The sequence below is a fragment of the Rhizobium sp. USDA 3886 genome (assembly GCF_056279785.1).
The window spans coordinates 644,541-664,452 of the sequence record NZ_JBWCDC010000001.1 but is presented as its reverse complement, the minus strand read 5'-3'; the positions used below and the strand labels follow the sequence as shown (position 1 = coordinate 664,452).

Annotated in this window: 23 protein-coding genes, 4 tRNA genes and 1 pseudogene; 12 read left to right on the top strand and 16 right to left on the bottom strand. The window is 59.9% G+C overall.

Annotation, left to right across the window (positions count from 1 at the left end):
* Positions 1 to 81: 81 nt before the first annotated feature.
* The 11 genes and pseudogenes from rpoB to tuf form a co-directional block, all read right to left on the bottom strand.
* Entirely contained in the window at positions 82 to 4,224 is a 4,143-nt protein-coding gene (gene rpoB / locus ACZ9BX_RS03400; RefSeq protein WP_476215728.1) for a DNA-directed RNA polymerase subunit beta, read from the bottom strand.
* 258 nt (positions 4,225 to 4,482) lie between these two features.
* Positions 4,483 to 4,863: a 50S ribosomal protein L7/L12 gene (gene rplL, locus ACZ9BX_RS03395; RefSeq protein WP_132561711.1), complete on the bottom strand. Its 381-nt coding sequence runs from the start codon at positions 4,861 to 4,863 to the stop codon at positions 4,483 to 4,485.
* A 58-nt stretch (positions 4,864 to 4,921) separates the two neighbouring features.
* The gene (gene rplJ / locus ACZ9BX_RS03390; RefSeq protein WP_022719201.1) at positions 4,922 to 5,440 is read right to left on the bottom strand and encodes a 50S ribosomal protein L10; all 519 of its coding nucleotides are present in this window, start codon (positions 5,438 to 5,440) and stop codon (positions 4,922 to 4,924) included.
* 325 nt (positions 5,441 to 5,765) lie between these two features.
* On the bottom strand, positions 5,766 to 6,464 hold the full coding sequence (rplA, locus tag ACZ9BX_RS03385) for a 50S ribosomal protein L1 (RefSeq protein WP_132561709.1): 699 nt from the start codon (positions 6,462 to 6,464) through the stop codon (positions 5,766 to 5,768).
* A gap of 1 nt (position 6,465) precedes the next feature.
* A complete protein-coding gene (rplK, locus tag ACZ9BX_RS03380; protein WP_027513638.1) occupies positions 6,466 to 6,897 on the bottom strand; it encodes a 50S ribosomal protein L11 in 432 nt (143 codons plus the stop codon).
* Positions 6,898 to 7,077: 180 nt separating this feature from the next.
* Positions 7,078 to 7,608 (bottom strand): transcription termination/antitermination protein NusG, encoded by a 531-nt coding sequence (gene nusG, locus ACZ9BX_RS03375; protein WP_027513637.1) that lies wholly within the window; start codon positions 7,606 to 7,608, stop codon positions 7,078 to 7,080.
* A 17-nt stretch (positions 7,609 to 7,625) separates the two neighbouring features.
* Positions 7,626 to 7,826, bottom strand: a complete 201-nt coding sequence (gene secE, locus ACZ9BX_RS03370; protein WP_027513636.1) for a preprotein translocase subunit SecE — start codon at positions 7,824 to 7,826, stop codon at positions 7,626 to 7,628.
* A 187-nt stretch (positions 7,827 to 8,013) separates the two neighbouring features.
* Positions 8,014 to 8,089 (bottom strand) — tRNA-Trp (locus tag ACZ9BX_RS03365).
* 141 nt (positions 8,090 to 8,230) lie between these two features.
* Positions 8,231 to 9,124 carry an NAD-dependent epimerase/dehydratase family protein gene (locus ACZ9BX_RS03360; protein WP_476215724.1) on the bottom strand — a complete coding sequence of 298 codons (894 nt, stop codon included), beginning with the start codon at positions 9,122 to 9,124 and terminating at the stop codon, positions 8,231 to 8,233.
* 104 nt (positions 9,125 to 9,228) lie between these two features.
* A pseudogene (locus ACZ9BX_RS03355) lies at positions 9,229 to 9,525 on the bottom strand (HigA family addiction module antitoxin); the annotation flags it as partial.
* A gap of 325 nt (positions 9,526 to 9,850) precedes the next feature.
* Entirely contained in the window at positions 9,851 to 11,026 is a 1,176-nt protein-coding gene (gene tuf / locus ACZ9BX_RS03350) for an elongation factor Tu (RefSeq protein WP_027508614.1), read from the bottom strand.
* 254 nt (positions 11,027 to 11,280) lie between these two features.
* Here tuf and ACZ9BX_RS03345 point away from each other — a divergent pair, with 254 nt between their 5' ends.
* Positions 11,281 to 11,790 (top strand): hypothetical protein, encoded by a 510-nt coding sequence (locus ACZ9BX_RS03345; RefSeq protein WP_476215722.1) that lies wholly within the window; start codon positions 11,281 to 11,283, stop codon positions 11,788 to 11,790.
* Between the two features lie 68 nt (positions 11,791 to 11,858).
* Here ACZ9BX_RS03345 and ACZ9BX_RS03340 read toward each other — a convergent pair whose 3' ends face one another.
* From ACZ9BX_RS03340 to ACZ9BX_RS03330, 3 genes are all read right to left on the bottom strand, one after another.
* Complete coding sequence (locus ACZ9BX_RS03340; RefSeq protein WP_476215720.1) at positions 11,859 to 12,161, bottom strand: hypothetical protein; 303 nt, start codon at positions 12,159 to 12,161, stop codon at positions 11,859 to 11,861.
* Between the two features lie 121 nt (positions 12,162 to 12,282).
* Positions 12,283 to 12,356, bottom strand: a tRNA-Gly gene (locus ACZ9BX_RS03335).
* 25 nt (positions 12,357 to 12,381) lie between these two features.
* A tRNA-Tyr gene (locus tag ACZ9BX_RS03330) sits at positions 12,382 to 12,466 on the bottom strand.
* A gap of 204 nt (positions 12,467 to 12,670) precedes the next feature.
* On the opposite strand from ACZ9BX_RS03330, the gene rlmB reads away from it, so the two are divergent.
* Entirely contained in the window at positions 12,671 to 13,561 is an 891-nt protein-coding gene (rlmB, locus tag ACZ9BX_RS03325; protein ID WP_476215718.1) for a 23S rRNA (guanosine(2251)-2'-O)-methyltransferase RlmB, read from the top strand.
* Positions 13,562 to 13,658: 97 nt separating this feature from the next.
* Positions 13,659 to 13,817: a hypothetical protein gene (locus ACZ9BX_RS03320; protein WP_167333884.1), complete on the top strand. Its 159-nt coding sequence runs from the start codon at positions 13,659 to 13,661 to the stop codon at positions 13,815 to 13,817.
* A gap of 121 nt (positions 13,818 to 13,938) precedes the next feature.
* Here the strand turns inward: ACZ9BX_RS03320 and ACZ9BX_RS03315 are convergent, their stop codons facing one another.
* Complete coding sequence (locus tag ACZ9BX_RS03315) at positions 13,939 to 14,265, bottom strand: hypothetical protein (RefSeq protein ID WP_476215716.1); 327 nt, start codon at positions 14,263 to 14,265, stop codon at positions 13,939 to 13,941.
* A 181-nt stretch (positions 14,266 to 14,446) separates the two neighbouring features.
* Between ACZ9BX_RS03315 and ACZ9BX_RS03310 the strand changes: the two genes are divergently transcribed.
* Together ACZ9BX_RS03310 and ACZ9BX_RS03305 are read left to right on the top strand one after the other, a co-directional pair.
* Positions 14,447 to 14,522: transfer RNA gene (locus ACZ9BX_RS03310), tRNA-Thr, on the top strand.
* Positions 14,523 to 14,853: 331 nt separating this feature from the next.
* On the top strand, positions 14,854 to 15,765 hold the full coding sequence (locus ACZ9BX_RS03305; protein WP_476215714.1) for a nucleotidyltransferase and HEPN domain-containing protein: 912 nt from the start codon (positions 14,854 to 14,856) through the stop codon (positions 15,763 to 15,765).
* A 941-nt stretch (positions 15,766 to 16,706) separates the two neighbouring features.
* Here ACZ9BX_RS03305 and ACZ9BX_RS03300 read toward each other — a convergent pair.
* Complete coding sequence (locus ACZ9BX_RS03300) at positions 16,707 to 16,880, bottom strand: hypothetical protein (RefSeq protein WP_476215712.1); 174 nt, start codon at positions 16,878 to 16,880, stop codon at positions 16,707 to 16,709.
* Positions 16,881 to 17,072: 192 nt separating this feature from the next.
* On the opposite strand from ACZ9BX_RS03300, the gene ACZ9BX_RS03295 reads away from it, so the two are divergent.
* The 7 genes from ACZ9BX_RS03295 to ACZ9BX_RS03265 all read left to right on the top strand — a co-directional run bounded on the left by ACZ9BX_RS03295 (position 17,073) and on the right by ACZ9BX_RS03265 (position 19,908).
* Positions 17,073 to 17,333 carry a hypothetical protein gene (locus tag ACZ9BX_RS03295; RefSeq protein WP_027508607.1) on the top strand — a complete coding sequence of 87 codons (261 nt, stop codon included), beginning with the start codon at positions 17,073 to 17,075 and terminating at the stop codon, positions 17,331 to 17,333.
* Positions 17,334 to 17,416: 83 nt separating this feature from the next.
* Positions 17,417 to 17,623, top strand: coding sequence for a hypothetical protein (locus ACZ9BX_RS03290; protein ID WP_027508606.1), 207 nt, complete (start codon positions 17,417 to 17,419; stop codon positions 17,621 to 17,623).
* A 228-nt stretch (positions 17,624 to 17,851) separates the two neighbouring features.
* Complete coding sequence (locus tag ACZ9BX_RS03285; RefSeq protein ID WP_165928152.1) at positions 17,852 to 18,025, top strand: hypothetical protein; 174 nt, start codon at positions 17,852 to 17,854, stop codon at positions 18,023 to 18,025.
* Complete coding sequence (locus ACZ9BX_RS03280) at positions 18,022 to 18,159, top strand: hypothetical protein (RefSeq protein WP_476215709.1); 138 nt, start codon at positions 18,022 to 18,024, stop codon at positions 18,157 to 18,159. The genes ACZ9BX_RS03285 and ACZ9BX_RS03280 overlap by 4 nt, the downstream gene beginning before the upstream one ends.
* 9 nt (positions 18,160 to 18,168) lie before the next feature.
* Positions 18,169 to 18,507, top strand: a complete 339-nt coding sequence (locus ACZ9BX_RS03275; RefSeq protein ID WP_476215707.1) for a hypothetical protein — start codon at positions 18,169 to 18,171, stop codon at positions 18,505 to 18,507.
* A gap of 116 nt (positions 18,508 to 18,623) precedes the next feature.
* A complete protein-coding gene (locus ACZ9BX_RS03270) occupies positions 18,624 to 19,397 on the top strand; it encodes an NAD kinase (RefSeq protein ID WP_132561695.1) in 774 nt (257 codons plus the stop codon).
* Positions 19,398 to 19,401: 4 nt separating this feature from the next.
* Complete coding sequence (locus ACZ9BX_RS03265; RefSeq protein WP_476215705.1) at positions 19,402 to 19,908, top strand: hypothetical protein; 507 nt, start codon at positions 19,402 to 19,404, stop codon at positions 19,906 to 19,908.
* The last annotated feature ends 4 nt before the right edge of the window (positions 19,909 to 19,912 follow it).

Genomic DNA, 19,912 nt, shown 5'->3' with positions numbered 1-19,912 from the left:
ACGTCCCTGCCCGGCCGACACGTTGCGGGGCCTTGGCGGGAACGGTGTGCGCCTCTTAAAGGCGCACACCCTATCAAGTGGTTACTCGGCCGCGTCCGGCAGCTGGTTCGCCTGCTGCAGGTCCTCGACCTTCGAGTTCTCCAGCTCCACCGAAAGGCCCAGTGAGCGCATTTCCTTGACGAGAACGTTGAAGCTTTCGGGAATACCCGCTTCGAACGTATCGTCGCCCCGGACGATGGCTTCGTAGACCTTGGTGCGGCCGGCAACGTCGTCCGACTTCACCGTCAGCATTTCCTGCAGCGTGTAGGCCGCGCCATATGCTTCCAGAGCCCAGACTTCCATTTCGCCGAAGCGCTGACCGCCGAACTGCGCCTTGCCGCCCAGCGGCTGCTGGGTCACTAGCGAATAAGGACCGATCGAACGGGCGTGGATCTTGTCGTCGACCAGGTGGTTGAGCTTCAGCATGTAGATGTAGCCCACGGTCACCTGGCGGTCGAACTGCTCGCCGGTACGGCCGTCGTACAGCGTCGACTGGCCCGAGTCCTTGAGACCAGCCAGACGCAGCATGTCGTTTACATCGCCTTCATGGGCACCGTCGAAGACCGGCGTTGCAATCGAAACGCCGCGCTTCCACTGGTCCGCAAGACGCAGAACCGAGTCGTCGTCGAAGTCCTTGACCTGTTCGGCCTTCGGACCGTCGCCGACAACGTCGCCGATCGTCTTGCGCAACGGCTCGATATTGCCGTTCGCCTTGTAGGCTTCGATCAGATCGCCGATCTGCTTGCCCATGCCGGCGCAAGCCCAGCCGAGGTGCGTCTCGAGGATTTGGCCGACGTTCATGCGCGAAGGCACGCCGAGCGGGTTCAGAACGACGTCGACATGCGTGCCGTCTTCGAGGAACGGCATGTCTTCGACTGGAACGATGCGCGACACGACACCCTTGTTGCCGTGACGGCCGGCCATCTTGTCGCCCGGCTGGATCTTGCGCTTCACAGCAACGAAGACCTTGACCATCTTCATGACGCCCGGAGGCATTTCGTCGCCGCGCTGGACCTTCTCGACCTTGTCCATGAAGCGCTGTTCAAGGCGCGACTTGGATTCGTCGTACTGGCCGCGGAGTGCTTCGAGTTCGCTCTGGACCTTCTCGTCCTCGACCGCGAACATCCACCACTGCGAGCGGGGATATTCGGAAACGACTGCGTTCGAAAGCTCCGTGCCCTTCTTGAAGCCCTTCGGGCCGGCGATGGACATCTGGCCGCGGAGCATCTCGATCAGGCGGCCGTAGACGTTACGGTCGAGGATCGCCTGTTCGTCGTCGCGGTCCTTGGCAAGACGCTCGATCTCTTCGCGCTCGATCGCCATGGCGCGCTCGTCCTTTTCAACGCCGTGACGATTGAAGACGCGCACTTCGACGATTGTGCCGTAGGTGCCGGGCGGCATGCGCATGGAGGTGTCGCGGACGTCGGACGCCTTTTCGCCGAAGATGGCGCGCAGGAGCTTTTCTTCCGGCGTCATCGGGCTCTCGCCCTTCGGCGTGATCTTGCCGACGAGGATATCGCCCGGCTGAACTTCGGCGCCGATGTAGACGATGCCCGCTTCGTCGAGGTTCTTCAGCGCTTCTTCCGAAACGTTCGGAATGTCGCGCGTGATTTCTTCCGGACCGAGCTTCGTGTCGCGGGCCATCACTTCGAATTCTTCGATGTGGATGGAGGTGAACACGTCGTCGGCAACGATGCGCTCCGAAAGCAGGATCGAGTCTTCGTAGTTGTAGCCGTTCCACGGCATGAACGCGACGAGCGCGTTGCGGCCGAGAGCCAGGTCGCCGAGGTCGGTCGACGGACCGTCCGCGAGAATGTCGCCGCGGTTGACAACGTCACCGACGGTGACCAGCGGACGCTGGTTGACGCACGTGTTCTGGTTCGAACGCTGGAACTTCTGCAGGCGGTAGATGTCGACGCCGGACTTGCCGGCTTCGAGGTCTTCCGTTGCGCGGATGACGATACGCGTCGCGTCGACCTGGTCGACGACACCGCCGCGGCGTGCGCCGATGGCAGCACCCGAGTCACGAGCAACGATCGGCTCCATGCCGGTGCCGACGAACGGTGCTTCAGCGCGCAGCAGCGGAACTGCCTGACGCTGCATGTTCGAGCCCATGAGGGCGCGGTTGGCGTCGTCGTTTTCCAGGAACGGGATGAGAGCGGCAGCGACCGAAACGACCTGCTTCGGCGAGACGTCCATCAGGTTCATGCTGTCGCGCGGGGCGAGCATGACTTCGCCGGCGTGACGGCAGACGACGAATTCGTCAACGAAGGAACCTTCCTTGTCGAGCTCGGCGTTGGCCTGCGCGACATAGTACTTCGCCTCTTCCATGGCCGACAGGTAAAGAACGTCGTTCGTCACCTTGCCGTCGGTGATGCGGCGGTACGGGCTCTCAATGAAGCCGTACTTGTTGACGCGCGCAAAGGTCGCCAGCGAGTTGATAAGACCGATGTTCGGGCCTTCCGGCGTTTCGATCGGGCAAATACGGCCGTAGTGGGTCGGATGAACGTCGCGGACTTCAAAGCCGGCGCGCTCGCGGGTTAGACCACCCGGGCCAAGTGCCGAAAGACGGCGCTTGTGGGTGATTTCCGACAACGGATTGACCTGGTCCATGAACTGCGACAGCTGCGAGGAGCCGAAGAACTCGCGAACGGCGGCAGCGGCCGGCTTCGCGTTGATCAGATCCTGCGGCATCACCGTATCGATCTCGATCGAGGACATACGTTCCTTGATCGCGCGCTCCATGCGGAGCAGACCGAGACGGTACTGGTTTTCCATCAGCTCGCCGACCGAGCGGACGCGGCGGTTGCCGAGGTTGTCGATGTCATCGATCTCACCCTTGCCGTCACGCAGCTCGACGAGCATCTTGACCACGGCGAGGATGTCGTCCTTGCGCAGCACGCGAACGGTGTCTTCGACGTCGAGGTCGAGGCGCATGTTCATCTTCACGCGGCCGACGGCGGAGAGGTCGTAACGCTCCGCATCGAAGAACAGCGAGTTGAACATGGCTTCGGCCGATTCCATGGTCGGCGGTTCACCCGGACGCATGACGCGGTAGATGTCGAACAGCGCGTCCTGGCGGTTCTCGTTCTTGTCTGCGTTGAGCGTATTGCGGATGTAGGCGCCGACATTGATGTGGTCGATGCCGAGAACCGGAATTTCGTCGAAACCGTTGGCGAGGATGACCGGCAGGGTTTTCTCGTCGATTTCGTCGCCGGCTTCGAGATAGATCTCACCCGTCGAGTAGTTGACGATGTCTTCTGCGAGGTAGTTGCCGTAGAGATCGTCGTCCGTCGCCTTCAGAGCCTTGAGGCCCTTGTCGGAGAGGGTGCGGAGCAGACGCGGGGTCAGCTTCTTACCGGCTTCGACAACGACTTCGCCGGTGTCGGCGTCGACCATCTCGGTGATCGCCTTGGCGCCCTTCAGCGTTTCGGGCTGGAAGGGAATACGCCAGCCTTCGCCGTCGCGCTTGTAGAGCGACTTCGTGTAGAAGGTGTCGAGGATTTCCTCGCCATCCATGCCGAGGGCCATCAGCAGCGACGACACCGGAATCTTGCGGCGGCGGTCGATGCGGGCGTAGACGATGTCCTTGGCGTCGAATTCGATGTCGAGCCAGGAACCGCGGTACGGGATCACGCGAGCGGCGAAGAGCAGCTTGCCGGAAGAATGGCTCTTGCCCTTGTCGTGGTCGAAGAAGACGCCCGGCGAACGGTGCATCTGGGACACGATAACGCGCTCGGTGCCGTTTACGATGAAGGTACCGTTGTTCGTCATGAGCGGCATGTCGCCCATGTAGACGGACTGTTCCTTGATGTCCTTGATCGACTTCGCGCCGGTATCCTCGTCGATATCAAACACGATAAGGCGGAGGGTGACCTTCAGCGGCGCGGCGTAGGTCAGGTCGCGCTGGCGGCACTCGTCGACGTCGAACTTCGGCGGCTCGAACTCATAGGACACGAATTCCAGCATCGAAGCGCCGGAGAAGTCCGTGATCGGGAAAACTGACTTGAAGACGGCCTGAAGACCTTCGTCAGGGCGGCCGCCCTTGGGCTCTTCAACCATCAGGAATTGGTCGTAGGACGCCTTCTGAACCTCGATGAGGTTCGGCATTTCTGCGACTTCGGGGATTTTACCAAAAAACTTGCGTACGCGCCTACGACCGTTGAACGAAAGGGTCTGAGCCATCGTCGCTCCTTCAAAAATTGCATCCGGGCCTGCAACGGACGGGAACCGCTGGCCAGGCGATCCCGTCGATCAATGGATAATTCAATCTCGTCCCACTTCCCGAAGCCACATGGCCGGATCGCCCTGCGCTTCGGTTCGAGACCATGCTCTTGAAGAACCCATTACCCAAAAGCCGGTTTCACGCGGCTTTTGGGTAATTCGTTCACAAAAACGGCAAATGGGAGACGGTAAGCACCGCCTCCCAGATGCAGTTCAAGATTACTTGACGTCGGCCTTTGCGCCGGCGTCTTCAAGCTTCTTCTTGAGGTCAGCGGCTTCAGCCTTGGAAACGCCTTCCTTGACAGCCTTCGGAGCGGCTTCAACGAGGTCCTTGGCTTCCTTGAGGCCGAGGCCGGTGATAGCGCGGACTTCCTTGATGACGTTGATCTTGTTGGCGCCAGCCTCCGTGAGGATGACGTCGAACTCGGTCTTTTCTTCTTCAACGGCAGCAGCAGCGCCAGCACCACCAGCAGCGGCAGCAACAGCTACCGGAGCAGCGGCGGAAACGCCCCACTTTTCTTCGAGAAGCTTGGACAGTTCTGCAGCTTCCAGAACGGTCAGCGAGGAGAGGTCGTCTACGATCTTTGCGAGATCAGCCATTTTTTCAGTTCCTTTTGTTCGGTTCGAACCGGTTTTCTATAAACAGCGAAAAACCGCCTTAAGCGGCTTCGTCCTTCTTGGCGTAAGCCGAAAACACGCGGGCAAGCTGGCTTGCCGGTGCTGCAACAACGCCTGCGATGCGAGTAGCCGGTGTCTGGATCATGCCCAGCAGCTTCGCGCGCAGTTCGTCCAACGACGGCAGGGTCGCAAGCGACTTGACTGCATCGGCGTTGAGCGTGGTTGTTCCCATGGCGCCGCCGAGCACAACGATCTTGTCGTTGCCCTTGGCGAAATCCACGACGACTTTCGGAGCGGTGATCGGATCGGCGCTGTATGCAATCAGCGTCTGACCGGTGAAGAGATTGGAAATCCCTTCCGCTTCCGTACCCTGAAGGGCGATCTTGGCCAGGCGGTTTTTCGCGACTCTGACGGTGCCGCCAGCAGCGCGCATCTTCGAACGGAAGTCGTTCATCTGCGCGACTGTAGCACCAGCATAGTGGGCCACGACAACCGAGCCCGAAGCCTTGAAGACTTCGTTCAGTTCCGTGACGAATTCGCGTTTTTCCGCTCTTTCCACTGCCTATCTCCAGTTGGCGGGACCGTGAAACGGACCCACCGGGTTGCCTTTGCCTCCCGGGATCAGAAGCGATCCCAAGCGGCGCTTGAGGATCCTGTCCCCTCGCGCTTCGCGCCAAAAGGCCGAAGGCACAAGGCATCCAAGGCTCGAACCAAATCCATGAAGCAGGCTTCATCGAAATTCGGGTCTTACCCGTCTCATGCAGGCCAAAGTGATTAAGGGAAAACCACCTGCAATCTCGGACAGGATTCCGGATTTCTCCGGAATATTCCGGCCCCTTTCGAGGCCGGAATTCTTGCCACCGGGCAGAGCCCGATGAAATTCGTTAAGCGGCCGTGACCGACGACGGGTCGATCTTGACACCCGGACCCATGGTCGAAGAGATCGCCACACGCTTGAGGTAGTTGCCCTTCGCACCGGCCGGCTTCGCCTTGATGACGGCATCAGCGAAAGCCTTGATGTTTTCTTCAAGAGCCTTGGCGTCGAACGAAGCCTTGCCGATACCGGCATGCACGATACCAGCCTTCTCGACGCGGAACTCGACGGCGCCGCCCTTGGAAGCCTTGATCGCGCCGGTAACGTCCATCGTAACCGTTCCGACCTTCGGGTTCGGCATCATGCCGCGCGGGCCGAGTACCTTACCGAGACGACCGACGAGCGGCATCATGTCCGGGGTCGCGATAACGCGATCGAAATCGATCTTGCCGCCCTGGACGATTTCGACCAACTCTTCTGCGCCAACGATGTCGGCACCGGCTGCCTTGGCTTCGTCAGCCTTGACGCCGCGAGCGAAAACGGCGACGCGAACGTCGCGGCCCGTACCATTCGGCAGATTGACCACACCGCGGACCATCTGGTCTGCGTGGCGCGGATCGACGCCGAGGTTCATGGCGATTTCGATCGTTTCGTCGAACTTGGCGATCGCACGTTCCTTGACCATCGAGATGGCGTCGTTAAGGGCGACCAGTTTGGTCGGATCGACGCCTTCGCGGATCTTCTGAATACGCTTTGCAAGCTTTACCATGTTACGCCACCACTTCCAGGCCCATGGCGCGGGCAGAACCCTCGATCATGGCCATTGCGCCTTCGATATCCGCGGCGTTCAGGTCCTTCATCTTCGCTTCGGCAATCGCCTTGACCTGAGCCTTGGTCAGCTTGCCTGCAACGGCGCCCTTGCCGGGCGTCTTCGAGCCGGACTGGATCTTCGCTTCCTTCTTGAGGAAGTAGCTGACGGGCGGCTGCTTCATCGCGAAGGTAAAGGACTTGTCCTGGTAGTAGGTGATGACGACCGGGATCGGCATACCCTTTTCCATTTCCTGCGTGGCGGCATTGAACGCCTTGCAGAATTCCATGATGTTAATGCCACGCTGACCAAGCGCCGGGCCAATCGGCGGGGACGGGTTTGCCGATCCTGCCTTAACCTGAAGCTTGAGCTGGCCTGCAACTTTCTTAGCCATAACTCTCTGCCTTTCATTGATGACCGGTTGCCCGGCCAGTGATACCGGATTTCTCCGGCGGCTGCGGTTGCGTGGTGCGGATCTCGAAGGCCCGGCTAAGACCCCTCTCACCTTCCACGCGGTTCACGGCTTTCGCCGCGCAGAAGCCAGTCAATACCGACTGACTTCCGATCTCAAAAATCAGACCTTCTCGACCTGACCGTATTCCAGTTCGACCGGGGTCGCGCGGCCGAAGATCGACACTTCCACCTTCAGGCGCGAACGCTCTTCGTCCACATCCTGAACCGTGCCGTTGAACGACGCGAACGGACCGTCCGAAACGCGGACCTGTTCGCCGATCTCGAAGGTAATGGAAGCCTTCGGCCGCTCGACGCCTTCCTGAACCTGACCGAGAATGCGCTCGGCTTCGGAGTCCGGAATCGGAACGGGCTTGTTGTCGGAGCCGAGGAAACCAGTGACCTTCGGCGTGTTCTTGATCAGGTGGTAGGCCTCGTCCGTCAGGTTCGCACGAACCATGACATAGCCGGGGAAGAACTTGCGCTCGCTGTCGACCTTGCGGCCGCGGCGCACTTCGACCACCTTCTCGGTTGGCACGAGGATCTTTTCGAAAAGATGCCCGAGACCCTTCTGCCTGGCCTTCTCCTCGATGGATTCAGCCACCTTCTTTTCAAAATTCGAATACGCGTGGACGATATACCAACGTGCCGCCATCTTATATCTCCGCCCGATCAGTTGCCGGTGTTGAGCACGTAGCTCAAAGCCCAGCCAATCAGCTGGTCAGCAGCAAAGAAAAACAGCGCGGCAAAAACCACCATCACCAGCACCATGATCGTCGAGATCATAGTTTCACGGCGAGACGGCCAGGTAACCTTGGACGTTTCGGCGCGCACCTGCTGCAGGAACGCAAACGGATTGGATTTGGATGCCATCGACTGCCCACGCAATTACGGCGCGTAAAGCTGAATATATCAGCCCCACGCACCGCGTGTCTGTTGAACCCTACATAAACACCGATTCCCAATTGCACAAGAGGGAAACCGCCATTTAGCGAAATTTGCCATATACCCTCCCCAACGAAACGCTGCAAGAACGTTCGCGCTTTCCGTTCGAAGAAGATGGCAGGGGCAGCAGGGCTCGAACCTACGACCTGCGGTTTTGGAGACCGCCGCTCTACCAACTGAGCTATACCCCTTTATGCTTTACATTCAGCCCGTTGACCTTGAGGGTCGAAGCGCTTCCTGCAAGCATGGCGCTCCTTTAAGACGGCAGCACGGGATATGCAAGTGCGATTTTCGATTTTTCCCAATCCGCCGTCGCCCGGCATAGGCTACGATCAGACCTTCGCATATTTGCGCCAGTCGTGCTCTTCCTTGAAGCCTAGGACCTCGCGGATAGTGCGGTTGGAGAGCAGGCCCTCATATTCGCCGATCTCGCGGGTGAAGGGCACGTTGGGGAAGAAGCGTTTGGCGAGCTCCTTGGAGGGAATGTTGGCGGTCACGGTGTCGTTCACGGCATTGAAGACCCGGAAACCCAATCCGCTCTTTTCGATGCACAGATGGACGATCTGGCCGAGGTCGCGGGCATCGACGTAGTTCCACGCGTTGCGCCGGCGCGTCTCCGGATGGGCGATAAAGCTGGGAAACCTGTCATATTCGTGCGGCTCGATGACATTTCCGATCCGCAACGCGTAGATATCGGCACCGGAGCGCTCCGCGAAGGCGCGCGCCGTCTTTTCGTTCAGCACCTTCGACAGGCCGTAGCTGTCCATCGGATCGACGTCATAGTCCTCCTCCAGCGGAAATTGATGAAAATCCTTCTGCCCCTCGGCGAAGCAGACGCCATAGGTGGTCTCGCTGGACGCGAGGATGATTTTCCGGACGCCGAGCTTCACCGCCGCCTCGAGGACATTGTAAGTACCCATTGTGTTGATGCGGAATGTCTCGTTGTCCGACTTGATAAGAATGCGCGGAATCGCAGCGAAATGCACGACAGCGTCGAAGCCCGGGACGCCCTTGCCCGTCTCCAGATCGGGAAAATCGCGATGCATGGACAGCGCGTTGAAAACCTGGCCGCTGTCGGTGATGTCGGCAATCAGGTTGGTGACGCTGGGGCTGCCGAGCGGCACGAGATCGACGTTGTGGACCTCATAGCCGGCATTCACCAGCCACGGCACGACATGGCGCCCGGCCTTGCCCGAGCCGCCCGTAAAAAGAATGCGCTTCTTCATGAAATCTCCTCCGCGTCATGAAATCGAAGGAATAGATAAAGGCTCAGCAACAGGGTGCAAGGTGAAGGCGCCGCTATTCTCAAGTCACGGCTCAATTCCGCCTCTGCGGCTTCCACTTCCGCGATGGCGGAAAGCGCCTCTTTCAGCGCTGGAGCCTGAACTTGATGTCGTAAGCCACCTGCAGGTTCATCCAGAACTCGGGTGAAGTCTTGAGGAACTTGGCGAGCCGGAGCGCGGTATCGGCACTGATTCCGATTTTATTCCGAGACGATCCTCTCGATTCTGGTTCGGAGAACACCGAGTTTCTTCGCGAGAGAATAGGATGTCAGATCCAGAGGCTCCATATAGATTTCTCTGAGAATTTCATCGGGACGAATGGCGGGCGATTTGCTGATGGGCATTACCAAAGCCTCCATGCTTACGGTCAATGATAATCGGTTATTTCGACCTCCTGCGGGCCTGCTTCCGCCCATGTGAAACAGATGCGCCATTGCTTGTTGATACAATCGCCACATCGGCTTTTGCTCCCCTCGCCGTCAGTCCCCGGAAGATCGTCCTGCCCACGCTTCTCCCCACGGTCGCTCGCTTCCGCAGTTGCGCTTCTTTCGCTCGCTATGACCAGCTTACGGTGGGACTTGCACCCACAAGAATGCGCCCATGCTGGGCGCACAACAAAAAGCCCCGCCGTTTCCAGCGGGGCTTCTTCAATCCAAGCTAATCCGAAGATTACTCGACGATGCTGGCGACGATGCCGGCGCCGACGGTGCGGCCGCCTTCGCGGATGGCAAAGCGCAGCTTTTCTTCCATGGCGATCGGCACGATCAGCTCGACGTCAACCGTGACGTTGTCGCCCGGCATCACCATTTCCGTGCCTTCCGGCAGCGTCACGATGCCCGTCACGTCCGTCGTGCGGAAGTAGAACTGCGGGCGGTAGTTCGTGAAGAACGGCGTATGACGGCCGCCTTCTTCCTTCGTCAGGATGTAAGCTTCAGCCTTGAACTTCTTGTGCGGCTTCACCGAACCCGGCTTGCACAGAATCTGGCCGCGCTCGACGCCGTCACGGTTCACGCCGCGGATCAGCGCGCCGATGTTGTCGCCGGCCTGGCCCTGGTCGAGCAGCTTGCGGAACATTTCAACGCCGGTCACCGTCGTCTTCGAGGTCGGGCGGATGCCGACGATTTCGACTTCCTCGCCAACCTTGACGATGCCGCGCTCGACGCGACCGGTGACGACCGTGCCGCGGCCCGAGATCGAGAACACGTCTTCGATCGGCATCAGGAACGGCTGGTCGATCGGACGCTCCGGCGTCGGGATGTAGGCGTCGACCTGGGCCATCAGCTCGCGGATCGCGTCTTCGCCGATCGTCTTGTCAGAATCTTCAAGTGCGGCCAGCGCCGAACCCTTGACGACCGGGATGTCGTCGCCCGGGAAGTCGTAGGACGACAGAAGTTCGCGCACTTCCAGCTCGACGAGCTCGAGAAGCTCGGCGTCGTCAACCTGGTCGACCTTGTTCAGGAACACGACGATCGCCGGAACGCCGACCTGGCGGGCGAGCAGGATGTGTTCGCGGGTCTGCGGCATCGGGCCGTCAGCAGCCGAGCACACCAGGATCGCACCGTCCATCTGTGCCGCACCGGTGATCATGTTCTTCACGTAGTCGGCGTGCCCGGGGCAGTCGACGTGCGCGTAGTGGCGGGCAGCCGTCTCGTATTCGACGTGCGCCGTCGAGATCGTGATGCCGCGGGCCTTTTCTTCCGGTGCAGCGTCGATCTGGTCATACGCCTTGTATTCGCCGAAATACTTCGTGATCGCCGCCGTCAGAGACGTCTTGCCGTGGTCAACGTGGCCGATCGTGCCGATGTTAACGTGCGGCTTGTTGCGCTCAAACTTACTCTTTGCCATTTGAATGCTTCCTGTGAACGAAATGGGTGACCCCGGCGAACCGGTTTAGTGCCGCCGTTTAAGGCTTTCGGCGGGATTGCGCAAGACCTAATTGTGAACGCCATTCCAGGCCTGGAACCGCATATGGGAACGGATCGTCAATCGGCAATATCAGCCGGCAAAACCAGCATATTTCCGAACAGGGGCACAGCCGCCCGTGCATATGATATTATGCCGTCTTGGCGCTGCTGAAGCGCGATTCCTAGGGGGGAAGAATGGAACCGGCAGAAATTGCAAAACGATCGGCTGGCAACTTTCTGATCTTTGCTGCCTGCGCATTCGTACTCTGGATAATGGCGGGCGCAATCGACTGGGTGGCCCAGATCGTGCGTCTGTCGACGCCGGAGCGCCTTACGGCTGTCGCCACGTCCATCACCAGTTCGTCGACGCTGCAGGCGCTCGTCAGCATATGGCTTCTGACGGCTGCTCTTGCGATCGCATTTCCCAGGATACTGACGCCCCTGTCCACGACCACAACGCTGATGTTCGATGTCGGATACGGCATTCTCGGAGCGCTGACGGGCTTCGGCCTGGCGATCGGCCTTTTCGGCGGAGGCTGGACGATCTTCGTTCGCGCGCTCATCTACAGCGCCGTCATCGCGATCGGCTTCTTCGTCTTCCGCAAATGGCTTTCCGTCGCGGAACTCCGCTCCTACGGGCAGGCAAGGTGGATCATCGCCGCGATCGTCGCCCTCGCCTCGCCCTTCGTCCTTTTATGGGGCTGATTGGACCAGAGATGAAAACCGCGTCAGGTGGCGAAGTTGCATGGCTTACCTTGGCTTAGCTCCAAGTCCTAATTCGGAATCTTGTTATAAAAAGAGTCCGGATCATAGACGCAGGCGTAATCGAGGACGCAGAGCCTTCCTCCGGCATCCCGCAAACTGGTCGTCGAGCGCTTGTCACCCAGCCTGCAGTTGGCCGGCGGGTAACGGAAACTGCGGCCTCCGATGCCGATTCGCACGAATACCGCTTTGTTTTGCCGGATGGTCTGCGCAAGCGCGCTGCAGCTGTGATCGCGGGCTTTGACTTCCACTGTCTGGGCAGCAAAGGCTGCCGACGGAAGCAAGAATACGGCGGCTAAAATCAGGTTTCGCATAGGACCTCTCATGAGGGCCATGTTAAGCAGCAGTGCCCACGGCATTCAAACGGAAATTTCACGCCTTTGAATGCGTGCGGCCAACGCGCTGGTCGGACGCAATGCTTAAATCTCTGAGAGCTGGAGCGGGTAGCGGGAATCGAACCCGCGTATTCAGCTTGGAAGGCTGCTGCTCTACCATTGAGCTATACCCGCGGGGTGGTCCGATCCAAGTGACGAATGGTGGAGAGAGTTGGATTTGAACCAACGTAGGCTGAGCCAACGGATTTACAGTCCGTCCCCTTTAACCACTCGGGCATCTCTCCAGTTTTTCGTCTGGATCGTAAGAACCAAGCTCGAAGACCCAGGAGCGTTGCCGCCCCTCGATCTGCGCCGCGTATATGACCGGAGCATTTGCCCATGTCAACATGAAGACAATAGAAAAAACACGAAAAATTTCATCGCCTGTTGAAAGCCGCCGCCGGCAAAGAAACCCTATGCGCGGTGAAGTGCTGCCGTTATAAAGCCGCATGAGCAAAGACAACAAATCCGGCGGCAAGTCCGCAACCGACAAGTCCCCCAAGGACACGCATTACGCCACGCTGCGGCGCGCCCATCGCGATGCCAAGCGCGAGCGCGGCGAAATCCCGACGCCGCATCCGCAGAAGCGCAAACGCGGCGGCGACGACTGGAAGCCGCCGGCACTCGCGGCCGACCAGGTCCATCTCTACGGCCTGCACACCGTGCGCGCAGCACTTGAAAACCCCGAGCGGAAAAACGTCAGGCTGAGCGCGACGCAGAATGCGCTTGCACGCCTCGAAATCGATGCCGAACGACTCGGCATTCCCATCGAGATCGTCTCACCGCAGGATATCGACAAGGTGCTCGGCCCCGAGGCGATTCACCAGGGCGTGATGCTGGAAACCCGCCCCCTGCCCGTCCGGCGCCTGGAGGCGCTGAAGGACAGCCCGTTGCTCCTCGTGCTCGACCAGGTCACCGATCCGCACAATGTCGGCGCCATCATGCGCTCAGCCGTCGCCTTCAATGCCGGCGCCGTCATCACCACGCAGAGACATAGCCCGACCGAATCGGGCGTGCTTGCGAAATCGGCTTCCGGCGCGCTCGAGCTCATTCCTTATATACAGATTACCAATCTTGCCGACGCGCTCGGTGAATTGCACCGGCTCGGCTTCTTCTCGATCGGCCTCGATTCGGAAGGGCCAGCGCCGATCGAGGGCACGTTCTCAGGCGAAAAGGTTGCGCTCGTTCTCGGCTCCGAAGGCAAGGGCCTCAGGCAGAAGACGCGGGAGACCGTCAGCACGTTGGCGCGGCTCGACATGCCGGGCGCGATCAAATCGCTCAACGTCTCGAATGCGGCTGCGATCGCGATGTATGCCGCCCGGCTTCACCTGAAGAAATAAGCCGGCGTCTCAAAATGAACGAATGGCGGCCCTAAGAGCCGCTGGAGCGCAGCAGCAGCAAAGAGAGTAACAGCAAGAGAGAAGGAAAATATCCGGCATGGCAATCCGGCCCCTCCTGTTCGGCATCCTGTTCATCGCGGTCTTCGTCGCCATCGTTCTCAGTATAATATGGGTCGATCCCACCCAGCCGACGCGCCAGCCGGATCCCCTGGCGCCGACGACGCCGGCACCCACACCGACACCGCCTGCGCAATAGCCGCCGGGAATCGCACCCGGCGGCATCGCGTTTGCTGATCGCGGCCGCTCCGGCGGCCCATTCCCGGTATCCCGATGATGCCGCCTTTTTGAGCGCCGGTCAGACGAAGCCCAGCGGACGATCACAGGTCGATGCGGAATTGCAGGTAGTGGTGCGGCCGGTGGTGATGACGCCAATAATGGCGTTCCCTCCACCGCCGTTCGGCGCGCCAGGGCCGGTAGTAATAGCTGCGCTCATAGGCATACGGATGATGGCGCCAGTAACGACGTTCATGCCGCCACGAATGACGCCAATGGCGGCGATGATCACGGTAATGCACCTTCACGACGTCGCTCTTCTCGACGGAAGCAACCGGTGCATAGACGGGAGCGGCAACCACGGGCTCGACGGCAACGGCGGCCGAGCCGACCGAGAGAAGCGCTGCAACAGCAAAATGGACAATTCTCATGGCTCACCTCCTTGATGGCAGTGAGCGAAATCTGCTCCTCCTGCCCTGAACTTCTCCTGAATCGGTACTTCAGCTTTTGTTCATGAAATGAAGAGGGATTGAGTTATGATCGATCACGAAATCGCGCCCTGGCTGGATTTTCCCTTTACACCCGGGAAGAATCTGCTAGTTGGCACGCATTGCCCTTGTAGCTCAGTTGGTAGAGCACCTGATTTGTAATCAGGGGGTCGCGGGTTCGAACCCTGCCGGGGGCACCAAATTTCCTTAAAAAACAACATCTTGCTAGGATCACCGCCCTGCGGACACAGACGCTTGAATCCGTGTCCGCATAATGTCCGGGTTGTGCCGCCAGTTTGCGGCCTGCTGGAACCCGCTTTCTGCCGCTACGTGAAATCCTTCGATACCACCACGAAAAACCATGTTCGTGGTGGATTCCTATGCTCCACGAGCCGCCGTGCGGGGCTTTCAGCGAGTCGGCTAATCCCCGCCTCATAGTGCCGTGGGAAGTTGAGCCGGCTTGCAAGCCGCCGCGGTTCCTACAGTTTCCAGTAGTAGACGGCGAATCGTCTTTGGCCTATTCGATGGACCATGCGATCGTCCCTGGAACATCTGCCGGAAGAAAAGCAGCGCGAGCTTGCCCGCGTCGTTGCGATCATCCATGAGGAGTTCGCCGATGCGCTGTCAGGCACGTCGGCCGCCTTCAAGAAGCGCGGCCGGATCTTAAAGATCATTTTGTTTGGTTCTTTTAGCCGCGGCACCTGGGTCGACGAGCCGCACACGATGAAGGGCTACCGCTCCGACTACGACATCCTGGTGCTGGTCAATTCCAAGCAGCTGGCGGAGCCGCAATACTGGGACAAAACCACCGACCGGCTCCTTTGGGATAAGGATGTGAAGACGCCGGTCGGGCTGATCGTCCATGGCGCCAGGGAGGTGAACAACTTCCTGGCCGACGGCCAGTATTTCTTCGTCGACATCCTGCGCGAGGGCATCGTGCTCTACGAGCTCGACGACCGACCCCTGGCCGAGCCGAAGCCGCTGTCGCCTGCCGATGCGCTGAGAGTGGCGCGGGAGCACTTCGAGAGGCAACGCAAGGCCGCTGCGGAGTTCCGTCAGCTTGCCAATTACGCAGCTGAAAATGGTTGGCAAAAACGTGCGGTTTTTCTGCTCCACCAAGCTGCTGAGACTGCCTATTCCTGCCTGCTTCTCACGCTGACCAACTACAGCCCGCCGTCGCACAATCTAAAATTCCTGCGCGGGCTGGCTGAAGATCAGGACCGCCGGCTCATCGACGCCTGGCCGCGCGACCAGCACCGCTATACCGCTTGGTACAACATCCTCAACGAATCCTATGTCAAGGCGCGCTACTCGAAGCACTTCGAGATCACCGAAGAAGCGCTAGCCTGGCTGCTTGAGCGAACGGAACACCTTCATGAGATCGTCGCGGCGATCTGTCAGGAACGCCTGACCGAACTGGAGCGGGCAAGCGGTGACAACTGACGGCCAAATCTGCGCACCACACTCGAAATGCGGCATGGCTGTTAGGAGCGAATTCCACCCTCTCCGCCAGATAACCGTATCTCGTCGGTTTCATTTCGGGATACCAGTTCGCTTGCTCCATGCGGGTACCGCCCCCTGTACCGCTTGTGGTACACGTCGGGGTGCCGCCGAGCTCCCGCGTGATCGTCTCGGCTCAATCTCTTCGATGAGTCGGCCGGCCGGATCATATTTGCCTTCGACGGTTCATCGATGACACGACCGGACCGCACTTCGATCTTGATGTATTCGCCTGTCGATTTGTTTAGCCGTTGTACGAATTCGGTCCGGCACACTTCCGTGACGGTTACAGCGTTGGCGAATTGCATTACATTCTCCGATCGAGTGAGTGTCAGCGAGGCTTGTCATGCCCGACCAGACAAAATGCCCGAAATGCGGGAGCACCGACTGCTTGCAATATGTCGATCGGCTGATGCTCGATTCGGTTGTCAAACATGCGGGCAGTCACTTTTTCGTCCCTCCCGATCCTGTCCGCGCCTATGTTCGTTGGCGATGCTCAGCGTGCGGCGGGAAGGGAAGTGGGAAAGTGACGTGGGTAGGTCCAGGAAGCGTTGAGATTTTCCATTGGAAGATGAAGGAGTCGTAACGGCTCCCGGATCATCGAAAGCCAGCGAGCGCATCGGACCGCCGCTTCGTCGGGCGTGCGGCCTTGAATTCAGCAGCAGCATCACGCCATAGCGCAAGGCCAACATCAGATCGTCTCTCAGCTTTACGACCACACAGAGACCGCGTCCCCCGGCCCGATCCAAGACGCGGCGGACGGCGGCGGTCCAGTCGTCCTCCATCGAGAACTGGATCCGGTCGGGAAGCGCTGCACGTACGCTCGGAAACCTCGGATGCTCCCGATCGCATCGTCCGCCGAGGACAGGTTTCCAGCCTACTCCTCAATTGCTGCCGTCGTTCGACCGCGACTTCCGCGCCTCGTTGTTGGCCGATGATGCCGTCTTGCCGTCGGGCTGCTGGCCGAAATAGGTGCCGCCGAGATGGCCGCCGGCGCTGGTATTTTCGACCTGGCGTTCGGCCCGCTTCACTAGTTTTTTGACGTCGGTCTTACTCATTTTGCCGCTCCATTGGCTGGTGGTGACAGGGGAACAACGACACGCGGCCAAGAGAGTTCCGCCTTTCCGGGGAGCCCGGCGCAACCGCACAGCGGTATTGCTTTGAATGGCTGTTTCCTTGACAAATCCACCAGGCGCACTTGAAAGTATCCCGCTCGTACGCCCTTTGACAATTATGGATTGCGATATCGAATGCCCAAGAAGCCGAAACTCGAACATTCGGAACTCGCCGGCGAATTCACAGAGGACGACGTTACCGTGCTCGTCGACATCTTCCGGACGGCCGGCTCCAATGAGGACTGGTCGATGGAAGTCGTGACGCAGGATGAGGATCTGATCCGCTGGGACGAGCCTTTTGCGACCGATCGCGAGGCGTTCGACGAATTCCTGGCGACAGTTGCGCGCGACGGCATTCGGTCGTTCCTGGACGACAGTGAGCCATCCGTGCACTGACCCCGGCATACGTTATTCCGCCGCTTGACCAACGCGTTCGCGCTAATGCTAAAATATGGTATGGTCGCCGCGGGAGAGAGGTGATGCGACGGTATAATCTCCGGCATGAAGCCGATGATCGCTGGCTTGTTGTTGATGGAATGACAATGCAGCCGGCCGCTTTGGACGGTATCCCGATCTGCGGCATGCAGTGGGCGGAAGCCTGCGATATGGTCGATCTCATGAATACACTCGACAGCATCGAACGGGCGTCGGATCGCTATGCGACGTCCTCGCGCCGGAGCGCCTGACGGCCGCTTTTTTTGAGGGAGGGTGGATAGCGGTCGGCGCTTCGGATCGGTGAGCTGCAACGGGCATGCTTGCCTCCAAGGTAGGTGTTTGTGTTTGGCGACCCTCACTTTGCCACAGCGCTGATCGCTATCCACCCTCCCTCATAGGATCTACGTTATCACGCGCTTTTGCCGGAACGGAACAAATCCGCCCTCCACCGGTTCGAATCGTCAAAGGAGGATCAAAGCATGGTTGCAGATTATCTTTGGCTCTTCGCTATCGCCGGCGGCGCCTTCCTTCTCGGCTGCGCGATCGCCTATGGCATGCTCACAAACCGCAAACTCTCGCACAGTGAGCAGGACGCGCAGGACCGCAAGGTCCGGAAACTCTACGAGAAACCGCCGCACGAGGCATCGCGATGAGCCGCCGGTACGCCTGGGCGGTCGCCGTCGCGCTGGCGCTTGCCGCAGTCCTCGCCGCCGAGAGCGCCGGCTATTTCCAGCCCTTCGAAACGCCCGGCCGGCCCTCGCCTCACGCGATCGACCAGTCACAGTAGGAGGTCGAGATGGCTGCTCAGGACAAGAGATTTGATTCTGGCACCGATGATGCGCGCTGCTCGGACTCTGCGGCCGCTGCGCAGCGCCGCGAGGAGGCCAAATCGCGGGCCGCACGCGGGCTGGCCTCCGGGATGGACCATCTGCACGAAGGCTCGCTGGACATCAAGCCCGAGGACGTCAATCGAGCGCGGGACCGCCGCGCAGGGGAAATCGAGCCAGATGAACGCGCGAAACAGTCCGCCCTGAAGGAACAGGCCCGCCTGCACGGCGACGCCTACATCGTCGAATCCGACCTGGAAGACCAGGATCAGCGCGAAGCAGCGCCAGGCGCGAGAGAACAGAAATAGGGGCCGCCTCTCCGGCGGCGCGCGCAGCGGAGGCGGAGCTATTTGTTTGCGCGCAAAAAACCTTGTCGCATAAGCCCTTTATCCTTTAGCTAGGCGAAGATCATAAAGGGCATCGCATGGGCCGTTCATTTCAGACACTTTGTTTCCTCGCTTCATCGGCAACGGAGGCGCTTGCTGCGCGGGAAGAGTTGATTCGCCTTTATGGGGATGTCCCCGCCGAGGAAGCCGATGTCATCGTGGCGCTCGGAGGCGACGGCTTCATGCTGCAGACGCTGCACGGCACGATGAACTCCGGCAAGCTCGTCTATGGCATGAACCGCGGCTCCGTCGGTTTCCTGATGAATGACTACCGCACCAAGAAACTGCACGACCGCATCTGCTCGGCCGTCGAAAATGCCTTCCATCCGCTGCAGATGACAACGGCCAATGCGGACGGCACCAATTCCACCGCGCTCGCCATCAACGAGGTCTCGCTCTTCCGCCAGTCCTATCAGGCCGCCAAGCTGCGCGTCGAGGTCGACGGGCATGTGCGCCTCGCGGAACTGATTTGCGACGGCCTGATGGTGGCAACGCCCGCAGGCTCCACCGCCTACAATCTTTCGGCCCACGGCCCGATTCTGCCGCTCGAAGCGCCGCTGCTTGCCATGACGCCGGTCAGCGCCTTCCGCCCGCGGCGCTGGCGCGGCGCGCTGCTGCCGAACAAGGTGACGGTCGACATCCATATTCTCGAGGCCGAAAAGCGCCCGGTGAATGCGGTTGCCGACAACGCCGAGGTCAAGTCCGTGCTGCATATCCGCATCGCCCAGTCGGAGCACATGACGGCGCGGATCCTTTCCGATCCGGACCGCTCCTGGTCGGATCGCATCCTTGCCGAACAATTCGAGGATTGAGGCCATGCAGCTTCGAACCGCTCTCCTCGCCGCAATGCTCATCACCGGCCCGGCAGACCTCGCGAAGACCGCTTCGCCGGCCGACACCATCCTTCCGCCCGCCGTGATCTTCGCAACCAGCACCGGCTATTGGGAAGAAAGCCGCGCGGATATTGCCATCGAACGCGCACCCGGCGGCGGCGATCCAGGAAAGGCGGAACCTCAGCCGCGCCGCGGCTACTACAAGCTCTTTGCCGTCCGCCAGCCGGACAGGACCTCGAAAATCTATCTGCAGCAGATCGCGCAGGCCGACAGCGGCCCTGAGATCGTCTCCAGCGTCGAGCTGCACGAGTTCACGCGGCTGAAGCCCTATGTCACCGACATCCGTCCGGAAGGTTCCACGGGCATGGCCCAGCAGCCTGGCCTCTTCGCCACCGTCTACCTGAAGACCGACCCGAACGCCGAAGCCGAGGGCTGGACCGTGCTGATCGACGAACTCGGCGAGATCAAGATCGAGAAGTCGACGAACTAGATTA